We start from the raw sequence: 13,397 nt of genomic DNA, 5'->3' as shown, positions 1-13,397 counted from the left end.
TCGGGTTCCAACGTTGGCGGTTAGCTTCCTTCTCCCCGTTCACGGAGAGAAGATGCCAGTCCACCCTCCGAAGCTGCAGCGCAGCTGCTGCGGAGGACGGGCAGGCAGATGAGGGGCAGCGCTAAATTCTCAGAACCTGGCGCCGCCCCTCATCCGGCCCTTCGGGCCACCTTCTCCCCGTGAACAGGGAGAAGGCAAAAACGGCGCTATTTCGCCGCGCAGAGCTTGTCCCGCGTGGTCGACATCGCGGCTGCGGCCGAGAAGCCGTAGGGCTCGATGATCTTGGCGAACTCGCCGGATTTCTTCAGCTTGGCGAGCTCGACATCGAAGGCATCGCGCAGGGCCTCATCGCCTTTCTTGAAGGCGGCGCCGTCGCAATAGACCGGCGCGCCGACCACCGGGGCGATGACTTCGAGGTTCGGATCGTTGGCTTTCTTGACGAGGTCGTTGATCGACAGGACGGGAAGCGAATAGGCATCGATGCGACCGTCCTGCAGCATCTTCAGGCCGCTCTGGCCGTCCGGCACGACGATGACGCGCTCGCGCGGCACGCCGGCGTTGAGCGCCAGCTTCTCCTCGGTGCCGCCGCCCGGCGCGCCGATGGTGGCCGACGTGTCCTTGGCGACGTCCTCGTAGCTCTTGAAGCCCTTCGGATTGCCCTTCTTCACCAGCATCGCCTCGGCGTCGCACAGCACCGGCTCGGAATAGACGACCGCCGCGCAACGCTCCGGCTTCATGAACAGGCCGGCGGTGACGACGTCGAAGCGGCCGGCCTGCAGGCCGGGAATCATCGCGCCATACTCCGAAATGGAAGCGACGATGTCGGCAACACCGAGGCGCTTGAAGACCTCGCGCGCCACGTCGGGCGCCGCACCCGAAACCTTGCCGTCGGCAGCGACCGCAGTATAGGGCGGCTCGTTGGCGATGGCGACGCGGGCAAAGCCCTGTGCCTTCAATTGCTCGAGCTTGCCGTCATCGGCCGAACCGGTGCTCGACGCGGCGAGCACCGCCGTCAGTGCGAGACCGGCGACGCCGGCCAGAATGCCAAGTTTCTTCATTGTTCCCAACTCCTTGTTGTCTTCTTGGTTTTGTCTGGGGCGGTCTTCCGCCCCGCAAAGCGGTCAGACACGATGTCCGGCCGCGATGATCTTCTTCAGGAAGCCTTGCGTGCGCTCCTGCTTTGGATGGCGGAAAATCTCGTCTGGTTTGCCCTCTTCGACGATCTTGCCGCGGTCGAAGAACAGCACGCGGTCGGCGAAGTCGTGGGCAAAGCCCATCTCGTGGGTGACCAGCAGCATGGTCATGTCGGTCTCTGCGGCGAGCTTGCGCATGACATTCATCACCTCCTCGACCAGCTCCGGATCGAGGGCCGACGTCACCTCGTCGAACAGCATGATCTTCGGCGACAATGCCAGCGCACGGGCAATCGCCACGCGCTGCTTCTGGCCGCCGGACAGCTGCGCCGGCATCGACTTCGCCTTGTCGGCCATGCCGACCATGTCGAGCAGTTCCATGGCCCGCTTTTCAGCGGCGGCGCGAGGCGTGCCCTTGGTCAGCATCGGCGCCAGCGTGACGTTATCCATGACACATTTGTGCGGAAACAGATTGAACAGCTGGAAGACCATGCCGATCTTCTGCCGCATCTTGGTCAGGTGCCGCTCGTCGGCGGGCAGCAGCTGGCCGTTGCGCTCCATGTGGTAGAGCTGCTCGCCATCGATCTGGATATGGCCGCCGTCGATCTTCTCCAGCGTCATCAGGATGCGCAGGATCGTCGTCTTGCCCGAGCCGGACGGGCCGATCAGCGCCAGCTTCTCGCCGGGCATGACCTGCATCGACAGGCCGTCCAGCACCTTGAACGAGCCGAAGCTCTTCGAAATGGCGTCGACCTTGATGATGGGTGTGGACAAATGAATTTCCCCTGCTGGAGAAGCCTGTGCCCTTAACGATGGGGAACGCGCCAAATCATGTCAATTGGGAAAATAAAATCATGACAATATTTCCGGCGCTGCATGATTTCAGGGCAATTTCCGCTCAGATAGCGAGCAGCAGATGCTCCGGATCGCCAAGCAGCAGCTTGGTGACAACGCCTAAGCCGGCGCGCAGTTCCCCCTCGGTGGTCGAGCCTAGCGAGATGCGCACCGCCGGGTGCCAAGGCGTATCCGAAATGCGAAAAGAGGTGCCGGGCGCTATTGCCACGCCTTGCAAACGGGCTTGGGCGACAAAACTCTCCTCGGCGCGGTCGGGTGGCAGCTGCAGCCAGACATGCAGCCCGTCGCGCCTGGCGCGGTAGTCGACCCCGGCCAGCACCTCGGCGGCGATATCCTGGCGGCGGCGTAAGGCCGTGCGCTGCCAGCGGACGAGTTCCATCGCGGTGCCGTCGGTCACCCATTTGGTGGCGATCTCGGCCACCAGCGGCGTCGCCATCCAGTTCGACACTAGATGCCGGTTGGCCACCGCCGCGACGTAGCGATCCGGCGCTGCGAGATAGCCGATGCGCAGGCCAGGTACGGTGATCTTGGTGAAGGACGTGACGTAGAGCGTGCGCTCCGGTGCAAAGGCCGCGACAGGCGGCGGCCGGTCCTCCACCAAGGGACCCAGCACATCGTTCTCGATGATGGCGATGTCGTGCTTGCGCGCGACCGCGGCGATCTCTTCGCGCCGTCTGGCGTCCATCAGCGTCGCCGTCGGGTTGATCACCGAGGGCTGCACGAATACCGCGCGAATGTCGGTGAGCCGGCAGGCCTCGTCCAGCGCCTCGGGGATCAAGCCATTGCCGTCGATCGGCAGCCCTTCGAGGTTGAAGCCGAGATAGCGCGCCAGCGGCACCAGCGTGTGGTGGCCGATAGCCTCGGTGGCGACAGTCGATCCCGGCGGCGCAACGCTCATCAGCGCCACGGTCATCCCGGCGGTCGCGCCATTGGTCAGGCTGATATTCTGTGCGGAGGTGTCGAGCCCACACAGTTTCAGCCATTCGACAGCCACCGCGCGGTGACGCGGGAACACCATGTTGGGCCGGAACGACAACGCAGAACTGGATGGCAGGTTTTCGGCCAGCCAGCCCAGCGCCTGCTTCAGTCGCTCCAAATGCATCGGCTCGCAGACCGGCTTCAGGATTGACAGATCGATGACCTCGCCGAGGCGCTCCGGCAGATAGGGCGGCTCCGGGTCGCGGCGCTGCGTCTGGACAAAGCTGCCACGGCCGATCTCGCCCGAAATCAGGCCGCGCCGGATCAGTTCTTCGTAGGCGCGGCTGACCGTCTGCACCGACAGTTTCAGATCGTCTGCCAGCCTTCGATGCGTTGGAAGCCGCGCGCCGTTGGCCAGCCGCCCGTCATGAATGGCGCGCGCGAACTGGTCGGCCAGCGATTGATAGGCTGGCCGGCGGAGGAGCGTGGGGTCGGGTTGCCATAATGTCATGACTTATTAGAGATCGAAATCAGTGCAATTGACAATCGAAATAATGCGCCGTCATGGTGATGCCGACAAAAAAGCGGACGCCGATGACATCAGCGAAACTCGACGCGATCGACCTCAGGATACTCGACGTCATCCAGCGCGAAGGGCGCATCACCAAGCTGGCGCTGGCCGAACAGGTCGGGCTGTCGCCGACGCCGTGCTGGATGCGGTTGCGCAAGCTGGAGAAGGCCGGCATCGTCTCGGGCTATCACGCAAGGATCGCCATGCGCGTCGTGGCGCCGGTCGCCACCGTGCTTATCGAGGTGACGCTGGCCAGCCATCGCCAGGCCGATTTCGACCGCTTCGAACGCGTCATCCGCGACATCCCCGAAATCGTCGCCTGCTGGTCGGTCGGTGGCGGCGTCGACTATGTCTTGAAGGTGATGGCGCGCGACATCGACGCCTATCAGCGGCTGGTCGACGGCTTGCTTGAGCGCGAGATCGGCATCGACCGCTACTTCACCTACATCGTCACCAAGACGGTGAAGGACGAAATCGTGCTACCGATAGCCGACCTGTTGCCGGCGTCGGCATAAGCCCGGAGAGAATGTCTGTCGGGACGGCACAATAGAGAGACTCTCTCTCCTTCAGGGCGTCGAAACAGTTTCTCTGTCTGCATGTGACCGATAGTCTTCCTGCATCGTCCGAACCGGGAGGCCTCGACCATGTCCGCGCATTTTGCCCGCTCGCATCGCCATGAGGCGCTCGACCGCCTCTCCGACCGCCGGCTGCTGCGCGAGCTCGCCTATGTCGACGGTCACTGGACCGCGAGCGAAGCGGCCGAAAGCTTTGAAGTCACCGATCCGGCCACAGGCGCGACGGTCGCGTTTGTCGCCGCGCTCGATGCGCAGCAAACGACAAGGGCAATCGGTGCCGCCGCGCGTGCCTTCCCGGCTTGGCGGTCACTGCTGCCGCAGGAGCGGTCGAGAATTCTGCGAAAATGGTTCGAGCTGATCATCGCGGCGAAAGACGACCTTGCCCTGCTGATGACTTTGGAACAGGGCAAGCCGCTGCAGGAATCGCTCGGCGAAATCGACTATGCCGCCTCTTTCGTCGAATGGTATGCCGAAGAGGCAAAGCGCCTCAACGCCGAGAGCGTCACCAGCCATCTGCCGAATGCCGAGATGATGGTGCGGCGCGAGCCGCTCGGCGTTGTCGGCGTCGTCACGCCCTGGAATTTTCCGGCGGCGATGCTGACCCGCAAGGCGGCCGCCGCACTCGCCGCCGGCTGCACCATCGTCGCACACCCATCCTCGGAGACGCCGCTGTCGGCGCTGGCGCTGGCTGAACTCGGCGAGCGCGCCGGCCTGCCCGCCGGCGTCTTCAATGTCATCACCGGCAAGGCTGCTACCATTGTCGGTCGCATGTGCGAGGACCCGCGCGTTCGCGCCATAAGCTTCACCGGCTCGACCGAGATCGGCCGGCTGATCGCGGCGCAAAGCGCGCCGACGATGAAGCGGCTGGTGATGGAGCTTGGGGGCCACGCGCCGCTGATCGTCTTTGCCGATACCGATCTGGACAAGGCGGTGAGCATCGCCATCGATGCCAAATTCGCCACCTCCGGCCAGGACTGCCTCGCCGCCAACCGCATCTACGTCCAGCGCCCGATCTACGATCGCTTCTGCGCCGCTTTTGCCAGGCGTATCGAGGCGCTGCGCACCGGCAACGGCCTTACCGACAAGATCGACATCGGGCCGCTGATGCATGAGCGTGCCGTCGCAAAGGTCGAAGAGCAGGTCGCCGATGCCATCGCTCGTGGCGCGCGCTGTCTCACCGGCGGCAAGCGGCATCAGGCCGGGCCGCTGTTCTACCAGCCGACGCTGCTGGCCGATGTCAGCGACGAAGCGCTGATCATGCGCGAGGAGACCTTTGGGCCGGTCGCCGCCGTCACGCCGTTCGACAGTGAGGACGAAGTGATCGCCCGTGCCAACGCCACAGAATACGGCCTGGTTGCCTATGTCGTTGCCGAGAACGGCGCCCGCCAGCAGCGCCTGGGCCGCGCGCTCGACTACGGCATGGTCGCCATCAACCGCGTCAAGATCACCGGCGCGCCGATCCCATTCGGCGGCGTCAAGCAATCCGGCATCGGCCGCGAAGGCTCGCGCCATGGGCTCGAAGCTTTCACAGATCTCAAATATCTCTGTTTAGATGTGGCTTAGGCCTCACCCGGATTTCTCAAGGAGTCAAAAATGCTCGACCAATCCAACGAACTCAACGCCTGGGATCGCGACCATTTCTTCCATCCTTCGACCCATATGGGCACGCATGCGCGGGGCGAGAGCCCGACCCGCATCATGGCCGGCGGTGAAGGCGTCACCGTCTGGGACAACAATGGCAAGAAGAGCATCGATGCCTTTGCCGGTCTCTATTGCGTCAATGTCGGCTATGGCCGCCAAAAGATCGCGGATGCCATCGCCACCCAGGCGAAGAACCTCGCCTACTATCACGCCTATGTCGGCCACGGCACCGAGGCGTCGATCACGCTGGCCAAGATGATCATCGACCGCGCGCCGAAGGGCATGTCGAGGGTCTATTTCGGCCTCTCCGGTTCCGACGCTAACGAAACCAACATCAAGCTGATCTGGTACTACAACAATGTGCTGGGCCGGCCGGAGAAGAAGAAGATCATCTCGCGCTGGCGCGGCTATCACGGCTCGGGCGTGATGACGGGATCACTGACCGGGCTCGACCTGTTCCACAATGCCTTCGACCTGCCGCGCGCACCGGTCCTGCACACCGAGGCGCCCTATTATTTCCGCCGCGCCGACCGCTCGATGAGCGAGGAGCAGTTCTCGCAGCATTGCGCCGACAAGCTTGAGGAGATGATCCTGGCAGAAGGTCCCGAAACCGTCGCCGCTTTCATCGGCGAGCCGATTCTCGGCACTGGCGGCATCGTGCCGCCGCCGGCCGGCTACTGGGAGAAGATCCAGGCGGTGCTGAAGAAGTATGACGTGCTGCTGGTCGCCGACGAGGTGGTGACGGGCTTCGGCCGTCTGGGCACCATGTTCGGCTCCGACCATTACGGCATCAAGCCAGACCTCATCACCATCGCCAAGGGGCTGACCTCGGCCTATGCGCCGCTGTCGGGCGTCATCGTCGCCGACAAGATGTGGCAGGTGCTGGTGCAGGGCTCCGACAAGCTCGGTTCGCTCGGCCATGGCTGGACTTATGCGGCGCATCCGATCTGCGTCGCCGCAGGTGTCGCCAATCTCGAACTGATCGACGAGATGGACCTGGTGACAAACGCCGATGAGAGGGGCGCCTATTTCCGCGCCGAACTGGCCAAGGCCGTCGGCGGTCACAGACATGTCGGCGACGTGCGCGGCGATGGCATGCTGGCGGCAGTCGAATTTGTCGCCGACAAGGACGACCGGGTGTTCTTCGACGCCTCGCTCAAGATCGGGCCCCAAGTGGCGACAGCACTTGCCGCCAGCGGCGTCATCGGCCGCGCCATGCCGCAGGGCGACATACTAGGCTTCGCGCCGCCGCTCTGCCTGACGCGTGAGGAAGCCGACATCGTCGTTTCGAAAACCGCCGATGCCGTCAACAGCGTGTTTTCCAATCTCTGAGATCGACCGTGAATGCCATGACCAAGACCCTCCCCGCCACCATGGCCGCCGTGCTGCTCACCGGGCATGGCGGACCGGAAAAGCTCGTCTATCGCAGCGATGTGAAAGTGCCTGTGCCTGCCGCCGGCGAGGTGCTGGTTAAGGTCAGCGCTTGCGGTATGAACAACACCGATGTCTGGGTACGCCAGGGCGCCTATGGCACGGAGGAGGACGCTGCCGCCGTGTCGACGTGGCGGCGGCAAGGCAACACGCTTACCTTCCCGCGCATCCAGGGCACCGACACGGTCGGCACCATCGCTGCCGTCGGCGAAGGCGTTTCCCCGGGCCGTATCGGCGAACGGGTAATGGTCGATTTTTCGATCTACAACCGCGACGACGATTCCCTCGCCGACATTGACTATATGGGCCACGGTCGCGACGGCGGGTACGCCGAGTACCAGACGGTGCCGCGCGAGAATGCGCATTTCGTCGATACTGACATGAGCGACGTCGAACTCGCCACCTTCTGCTGCGCCTACCTCACCGGCGAACAGATGCTGGAGCGCGCCGGGCTGAAAGCCGGCGAGCGCGTGCTGGTCACCGGCGCCTCGGGCGGCGTCGGTTCCGGCATCGTGCAGCTGGCGCGGGCGCGCGGCGCCATTCCCTATGCGGTCGTCGGCAAGGGCAAGGAGCAGGCGGTGCGCGACATCGGCGCCGAAGCGGTCATTACCCGTGGGGTTGCCGATCTTCCCGCCGCCGTGAATGAAGCCACTGGCGACCAGCCGATCGATGTGGTCGCCGATCTCGTCGGCGGCGCGATCTTCAACGACCTGCTGCGCATCCTGCGACCTGAAGGCCGCTACACCACCGCCGGCGCCATCGCCGGCCCGGTCGTGCAGCTCGATCTCAGGACCATGTATCTCAAGCAGCTGCAACTGCACGGATCGAGCCAGGGCACGCGCGCCGACTTCCGCCGCATCATTGGATACATCGAAGCGAAGGAAATCCGGCCGCTGGTCGGCGGCGTCTACAGGCTCTCGGATTTTCACAAGGCGCAGGCAGACTTTATTGCCAAGGACTTCGTCGGCAAGCTGGTGATCGTGCCGGACGCCATGTGGAACCCGAATATCCGCACATAACGCCCCTACGTCAGAGCTCGTCGTAAACGGCATCATCAACACCTTGCGGCGTGGAGTCGTCGAAACCCAGCATGCGGTTGGTGACGTAGCCGAATCCGACACCGGCGCCGGGATCGGCAAAACCGAGGGCGCCGCCCCAGCCGCCATCGCAGCGACGCGCGGCTGGCATAGGCGGCGTCGTCGAGTTGAAAGCCGGCGGCGAATTGTCGGCGCTTGAGACATAGCGCGCATGAGGCGAACCGGAATCATCGCAACGAATGCAATCCACAGGCCGGCAACCAGACCCTGCATCTTGACAGACGAGGCGAAAGCCAAAAGAGTGAAACCGGTTTCACTGGGGACCGCCGGTGCATTTCGATCTGTCCACTCTGCTCCCGCATCTGGGTTTTCTGGCGCGCGGCGCCGAACTCACGGCCGCGGCTTGCGCGCTGTCGCTGATAGGAAGCGTCTTCATGGGCGCGTTGGTGGCGATCGCACGCACCTCCGCCTCGGCACTGCTTCGACGGATCGCCTTCGTCTATGTCGATCTCTTCCGCAATGTGCCGTTCATCGTCCAGCTGTTCTTCTTCTATTACGGCCTGCCCGAGCTCGGCATTTACATCGATGCCTTCACCACCGGCGTCGTGGCGCTTTCGATTGCCGGCGGCGCCTATGCCTCCGACATCATTCGCGCCGGCATCCTCGCCATCGACCAGGGCATCATCGACGCCGCTGAAGTGAGCGGCCTGTCCAGGCGCAAGATCTTCACCCGCATCGTGCTGCCGATTGCGCTGCGCACCTCCGTGCGACCGCTCGGATCCGTGCTCATCAACATGATCCTTACGTCCTCGATCCTCTCGACAATCACGCTCAACGAGCTCACCGGCTCAGCCCAGATCGTGGTCTCGCAGACCTATCGGCCCTTCGAGGTCTATATGGTGCTGCTCTGTGCCTATGCGGCCCTGACCTATCTGGTCTCGCTGGGCGTCACCCTGCTCCACCGCCATCTCAATCGGGACATGATGGAGGCGGTCGACTGATGCGGTTCAGCGACTTCACCTCCTACGACCTGATCCTGCTGGCGCAAGGTCTCGGCACCAACATCGCGCTGTTTCTCGTCACCTCTCTGATCGGACTGCTGATTGGCCTGAGCTGGGCGTTGGTGCGGTTCTACCGTGTGCCGGTTCTGGCCCAGGTCGTCACCTTCCTGTCGGAGCTGTTGAAGAACTCGCCGGTGTTGGTGCAGCTGTTCCTGGTGTTCTTCGGCCTGCCGGCGCTGTTGCATATAAGGGTGACGCCGGTCACCGCAGCGACCATCACTCTGTCGGCGAACACCGCGGCATTCGTCTATGTCATCGCGGTCTCGGCGATCGAGTCGATCGAACGCGAGCAGGTCGAGGCCGCGCGTGTCTTCGGCCTGACCCGGTGGCAGGTCCTGCGCCATATCGTTTCGCCCCAGGCTGCCGCCTTCGCGGTCGGCCCGCTCGTCGCGCTGCTGGTCAACCAGCTTCAGGTGACGTCGCTGATTTCTGTCATCGGCGTCGTCGACCTGACCAAGATTGGCCACATCCTCAACATGCGAACCTTGAAGCCGTTCGTGGTCTGGACCGTCGTCGGGCTGCTCTACTATGGCGCGGCAAAGCTGGTCGCCCTGCTTGGCGAGCGTCTTGAAAACCGCCTGCGGGCGCACAGCGCCTGGCGGGGGCTTTAACATGCTCAAGATCGAAAACGTGCACAAAGCGTTCGGCGAGGTCACTGTGCTGGACGGCGTCGACCTGACGATCGCGCCCGGCGAAGTGGTCTCGATCCTCGGGTCGTCGGGGTCCGGCAAGTCGACACTGATCCGTTGCATCAACGGCCTCGAAAAGCTGAAGTCGGGCCGCATCACGGTCGACGATTTCGATGTCAGCAAGCCGAAGGAGCTGGCCGAGGCGCGCAAGCGCTCAGGCACCGTCTTCCAGCTGTTCAACCTCTATCCGCATATGAGCGCGCTTCAGAACATTACGCTCGCCCCGATCGAGGTGCTGAAGATGCCGCGCCCTGAGGCCGAGGCGCTGGCGCGCCAGCTGCTCGAGTCCGTCGGCCTCGCCGATCGGGCCAACGCCTACCCGGCGCAGTTGTCGGGCGGGCAGCGCCAGCGTGTCGGCATCTGCCGGGCGCTCGCCATGCAGCCGCGCTATCTGCTGCTCGATGAAGTGACCAGCGCGCTCGACCCGGAAATGACTTCCGAGGTGCTGGCCATCCTGGCAAAGCTCGCCGCGCAAGGCACGACGATGCTGTTCGTCACCCACGAGATCGAATTCGCGCGCGAGATTTCCAACCGCATCGTCTTCCTCGACAAGGGCAGGCTGGTGGTCGATCTGCCAACGGATCGTTTCTTCGCCGCGGACGGCGGCCGGGCGCAGCCGCGGGTTGCGCAGTTTCTCTCCAAGATGCGCAAGGACTAGGAATGCTGCTGTTAGCCAACAACGAAGCATGGCCGGGATTCGAAACCTCGGTGCAAATGCTGCGCGATGGCGCCGTCAGCCTGGACGCGATGGTTGCCGGCATCGGCATGGTGGAGAAGGAGGTCAAGGTTCGCAGCGTCGGTTATGGCGGCTGGCCGAACATGCTGGGCGAGATGGAGTTCGACGCCGGCGTCATGGACGGCAATACAAGAGAGGTCGGTTCAGTCGGCGCCGTGCCAAGGACCTTGGCGGTCGCTGCCCTGGCGCAGCAGGTAATGAAGCGCCTGCCGCATGTGATGCTGACCGGCGAAGGGGCGCGGCGCTTTGCCAGCGAAATCGGTTTTGCCGAAGACGAAGTCTTGTTCGAGGACAGCAAGCGCGTCTGGTGGGAGCGGCTGCAACAGGAACTCACACCGCAACAGCTGGCGAAATTCCCCGATATCGATCTGGCGCCGCTCAGCCGTACTATCACCGATCCCGAGCGGGTCCGCGACACCACCGTCTTCCTGTCGGCGGATGCGCGGCGCGGCGTCCATGCCGCGAGTTCGACCTCGGGCTGGGCGTGGAAATATCCGGGCCGGCTCGGCGATTCTCCCATTCCCGGCGCAGGCTTTTACGCCGACAGCCGCTATGGCGCGGCGGCGTGCACCCATACCGGCGAGATGACGATGCGCTGCGCCACCGCACGGACCGTCGTGCTGGCCATGAAGCTTGGCCGATCCCTGTCGGATGCGGTCGCGCTGGCGGTCGAGGAACTGGCTGAACTCGACACCGGCTTCCTGGCCGGAGTGGTCATCCACGCCGTCGACGCCGAGCAGAACCACGAGGTGGTGAATTTCAGATGCGAGGGCGAGGTCCGCTACTGGCTCTGGAAGGATTCCATGCCCGCACCCGAATTGCGGGCAGCAAAACGTGTCACTAGAAAATAAGGAGAGGAACCATGAAAACCGTACTGCGTGCCTTCGCCGCGCTGGCCATCGTGGCCGGTTCGGCTTTTCCGGCCCTTGCCGGCATGATTGACGACATCCGCTCACGCGGCACCATTCGCATCGGCGTATCGCTCGGCGGCGAGCCGATCGGCTTTCGCGATGCACAAAACAACCCTGTCGGCTACGATGTCGATGTCGCGACGCTGCTGGCGCAAAAGCTCGGGGTGCAGGTCGAGTTCGTCGACGTCTCGGGCGATGCCCGTATTTCCATGCTGGTGTCGGGACAGATCGATGTCGCGGTCGCAAACACCTCGGCAACGCTCGAGCGGGCCAAGACCGTCAACTTCACCATCCCCTACAACCGGGCCGGGCTGCGCGTCATCGTCCAGAAGGATGCCGGGATAACCGACCTCAAGGGGCTCGCCGGCAAGAAGGTTGTCGTCGGCCGCGGCACCACGGGCGAAACCTTCCTCAAGGCGGCCGTGCCGGAAGCAGAGCTCGTCTATGTCGACCAGTTCGCGCCCGACGGGGTTCTGCAGCTGCAACAGAAGCGCGTCGATGCGGCGATCGAGGATTCCTCGCTGCTCGATTACCTCGCGACCAAGACACCGAGCCTGGTGACGCTGCCTGGCCTCTATTCCAACGATCCGATCGGCATCGCGGTCGCCAAGGGCGATCCCGAATTCGTCCGCTGGCTCGACATGTTCGTGTCCGACTTCATCCAGTCGGGCACCTATGAGACGACCTACAAGAAGTGGTGGGGGCCGGACTCCAACCCGCCGGCGCTCAACCCGCTGTGGTGACACCCACTACCGGTAACCGATCGGCGCACACTCGAGGCGCCGTCGCAACGATCGCCGATGTCGCGCGGCTGGCAGGCGTGTCGCGTGCCGCGGCCAGCCGTGCGCTGTCGAGCGGACCGCGACCGGTCTCGGCGGACAAACGCGAACGTGTCGTGCAGGCCGCCGCGCAGCTCGGCTACAAACCCAATCTCCTGGCGCAAAGCCTGACCACCAAGACCGTCAATCTGGTTGCCGTCGTGGTCAACCACATTCACGATCTTTCAGATCTCGACCTGTTCGACCGGCTGCTCGACGCAATCCAGTCGATCGGCAAGCAGGTCATCCTCATCCGCATCGGCTCGGCGGAAGGGGTCGAGGATTTTCTGCGCAACGGCGTTGCCTATCATGTCGATGCCGCCGTGGTGTTCTCCGACTTTGCCGATGCAGCGACGGTGCGGCGCATGTTTCGCTCGGACCTGGTCATCATGCTGAACGGACTGCATGACGATCTGTCACCCACCGTCATTCCCGATGAAGGCGTCGGCATCGCCGAGGCCGTGGCGGATGCGGCGGCCAAGCGCGCGCGCACGGCCAGCCTGCTGACCGGCCGTTCGTCCTCGCGGGTCGAACAGCTGCGCATCGGCCACTACCTCGAAGCGTTCCGGCATCATGGAATTGAACTGCTGCAGACGGTCCAGGGAGACTATTCCTACGAGTCGGGCTATGCGGCAGCCGCCGGCCTGACGGGACGCGGCTGTCCCGATGCGGTCTTTTGTACGTCCGACGCGATGGCCATGGGTGTTCTGGATGTCTGCCGGGCGGATTTCCCCGACAACCGGCCCAGCCGCTTCCGCCTCTATGGCTTCGACAATGTGTCCCTGACCAATTTCGACGCCTACCCGATATCGTCAATCGGCTACGACAAATCAGACTATGTGGGTCATATCGTCGGCGCCCTCTCCAATCCGCAGGTCTTCATGCCCGGCCAGCCGCCTGTCGTTATATTGACCCGGCTGATTTCGCGCTTGACCGCGTAACTAGCGCCGATGTTGGACTGCTTGTCCGGCGTCGATCTCCCAGAGATCGAACGGAGATCGCGCCGGACAATGTACCGGCG

At 63.7% G+C, this 13,397-nt stretch carries 14 protein-coding genes; 10 read left to right on the top strand and 4 right to left on the bottom strand.

The window, feature by feature from the left end:
- Positions 1-206 precede the first annotated feature (206 nt).
- From ehuB to ehuR, 3 genes are all read right to left on the bottom strand, one after another.
- Positions 207-1,058, bottom strand: a complete 852-nt coding sequence (gene ehuB, locus AC3EMP_RS11995; protein ID WP_023686968.1) for an ectoine/hydroxyectoine ABC transporter substrate-binding protein EhuB — start codon at positions 1,056-1,058, stop codon at positions 207-209.
- A gap of 63 nt (positions 1,059-1,121) precedes the next feature.
- Complete coding sequence (gene ehuA / locus AC3EMP_RS11990) at positions 1,122-1,907, bottom strand: ectoine/hydroxyectoine ABC transporter ATP-binding protein EhuA (protein WP_023667873.1); 786 nt, start codon at positions 1,905-1,907, stop codon at positions 1,122-1,124.
- 124 nt (positions 1,908-2,031) lie between these two features.
- Positions 2,032-3,417 carry a MocR-like ectoine utilization transcription factor EhuR gene (gene ehuR / locus AC3EMP_RS11985; protein WP_023667872.1) on the bottom strand — a complete coding sequence of 462 codons (1,386 nt, stop codon included), beginning with the start codon at positions 3,415-3,417 and terminating at the stop codon, positions 2,032-2,034.
- A gap of 83 nt (positions 3,418-3,500) precedes the next feature.
- Here ehuR and AC3EMP_RS11980 point away from each other — a divergent pair, with 83 nt between their 5' ends.
- From AC3EMP_RS11980 to AC3EMP_RS11965, 4 genes are all read left to right on the top strand, one after another.
- Positions 3,501-3,992, top strand: coding sequence for an Lrp/AsnC family transcriptional regulator (locus tag AC3EMP_RS11980; RefSeq protein ID WP_031214542.1), 492 nt, complete (start codon positions 3,501-3,503; stop codon positions 3,990-3,992).
- Positions 3,993-4,121: 129 nt separating this feature from the next.
- Positions 4,122-5,615 carry an NAD-dependent succinate-semialdehyde dehydrogenase gene (locus AC3EMP_RS11975; RefSeq protein ID WP_352514638.1) on the top strand — a complete coding sequence of 498 codons (1,494 nt, stop codon included), beginning with the start codon at positions 4,122-4,124 and terminating at the stop codon, positions 5,613-5,615.
- Positions 5,616-5,645: 30 nt separating this feature from the next.
- A complete protein-coding gene (locus AC3EMP_RS11970) occupies positions 5,646-7,025 on the top strand; it encodes an aspartate aminotransferase family protein (protein WP_352514637.1) in 1,380 nt (459 codons plus the stop codon).
- Positions 7,026-7,042: 17 nt separating this feature from the next.
- Complete coding sequence (locus tag AC3EMP_RS11965; RefSeq protein WP_352596912.1) at positions 7,043-8,143, top strand: alcohol dehydrogenase family protein; 1,101 nt, start codon at positions 7,043-7,045, stop codon at positions 8,141-8,143.
- Between the two features lie 10 nt (positions 8,144-8,153).
- Here AC3EMP_RS11965 and AC3EMP_RS11960 read toward each other — a convergent pair whose 3' ends face one another.
- Positions 8,154-8,312, bottom strand: coding sequence for a hypothetical protein (locus AC3EMP_RS11960; RefSeq protein WP_196814892.1), 159 nt, complete (start codon positions 8,310-8,312; stop codon positions 8,154-8,156).
- A 178-nt stretch (positions 8,313-8,490) separates the two neighbouring features.
- Between AC3EMP_RS11960 and AC3EMP_RS11955 the strand changes: the two genes are divergently transcribed.
- Genes AC3EMP_RS11955 through AC3EMP_RS11930 form a run of 6 tightly spaced genes read left to right on the top strand, consistent with a single transcriptional unit; the run spans position 8,491 to position 13,317 of the window.
- Positions 8,491-9,162 (top strand): amino acid ABC transporter permease, encoded by a 672-nt coding sequence (locus AC3EMP_RS11955; RefSeq protein ID WP_352596914.1) that lies wholly within the window; start codon positions 8,491-8,493, stop codon positions 9,160-9,162.
- Complete coding sequence (locus AC3EMP_RS11950) at positions 9,162-9,833, top strand: amino acid ABC transporter permease (RefSeq protein WP_023667866.1); 672 nt, start codon at positions 9,162-9,164, stop codon at positions 9,831-9,833. Before AC3EMP_RS11955 ends, AC3EMP_RS11950 begins: the two co-directional genes overlap by 1 nt.
- A gap of 1 nt (position 9,834) precedes the next feature.
- Complete coding sequence (locus AC3EMP_RS11945; protein WP_352543962.1) at positions 9,835-10,569, top strand: amino acid ABC transporter ATP-binding protein; 735 nt, start codon at positions 9,835-9,837, stop codon at positions 10,567-10,569.
- A gap of 2 nt (positions 10,570-10,571) precedes the next feature.
- The gene (locus AC3EMP_RS11940; protein ID WP_023667864.1) at positions 10,572-11,498 is read left to right on the top strand and encodes an isoaspartyl peptidase/L-asparaginase; all 927 of its coding nucleotides are present in this window, start codon (positions 10,572-10,574) and stop codon (positions 11,496-11,498) included.
- Positions 11,499-11,509: 11 nt separating this feature from the next.
- Positions 11,510-12,301 carry a transporter substrate-binding domain-containing protein gene (locus AC3EMP_RS11935; RefSeq protein ID WP_023738369.1) on the top strand — a complete coding sequence of 264 codons (792 nt, stop codon included), beginning with the start codon at positions 11,510-11,512 and terminating at the stop codon, positions 12,299-12,301.
- The gene (locus AC3EMP_RS11930; protein WP_023732245.1) at positions 12,295-13,317 is read left to right on the top strand and encodes a LacI family DNA-binding transcriptional regulator; all 1,023 of its coding nucleotides are present in this window, start codon (positions 12,295-12,297) and stop codon (positions 13,315-13,317) included. Before AC3EMP_RS11935 ends, AC3EMP_RS11930 begins: the two co-directional genes overlap by 7 nt.
- Positions 13,318-13,397 lie beyond the last annotated feature (80 nt).

It is taken from the genome of Mesorhizobium sp. P160219 (assembly GCF_057786095.1).
The sequence above is the reverse complement of the archived record's forward strand: the minus strand, read 5'-3'. Positions and strand labels throughout refer to the sequence as shown.

Coding starts and splice junctions, on each gene's coding strand:
- ehuB (WP_023686968.1), bottom strand. CDS start 1,058: ATGAAGAAACTTGGCATTCTGGCCGGCGTCGCCGGTCTCGCACTGACG.
- ehuR (WP_023667872.1), bottom strand. CDS start 3,417: ATGACATTATGGCAACCCGACCCCACGCTCCTCCGCCGGCCAGCCTAT.
- AC3EMP_RS11980 (WP_031214542.1), top strand. CDS start 3,501: ATGACATCAGCGAAACTCGACGCGATCGACCTCAGGATACTCGACGTC.
- AC3EMP_RS11975 (WP_352514638.1), top strand. CDS start 4,122: ATGTCCGCGCATTTTGCCCGCTCGCATCGCCATGAGGCGCTCGACCGC.
- AC3EMP_RS11970 (WP_352514637.1), top strand. CDS start 5,646: ATGCTCGACCAATCCAACGAACTCAACGCCTGGGATCGCGACCATTTC.
- AC3EMP_RS11965 (WP_352596912.1), top strand. CDS start 7,043: ATGACCAAGACCCTCCCCGCCACCATGGCCGCCGTGCTGCTCACCGGG.
- AC3EMP_RS11960 (WP_196814892.1), bottom strand. CDS start 8,312: ATGCCAGCCGCGCGTCGCTGCGATGGCGGCTGGGGCGGCGCCCTCGGT.
- AC3EMP_RS11950 (WP_023667866.1), top strand. CDS start 9,162: ATGCGGTTCAGCGACTTCACCTCCTACGACCTGATCCTGCTGGCGCAA.
- AC3EMP_RS11945 (WP_352543962.1), top strand. CDS start 9,835: ATGCTCAAGATCGAAAACGTGCACAAAGCGTTCGGCGAGGTCACTGTG.
- AC3EMP_RS11940 (WP_023667864.1), top strand. CDS start 10,572: ATGCTGCTGTTAGCCAACAACGAAGCATGGCCGGGATTCGAAACCTCG.
- AC3EMP_RS11935 (WP_023738369.1), top strand. CDS start 11,510: ATGAAAACCGTACTGCGTGCCTTCGCCGCGCTGGCCATCGTGGCCGGT.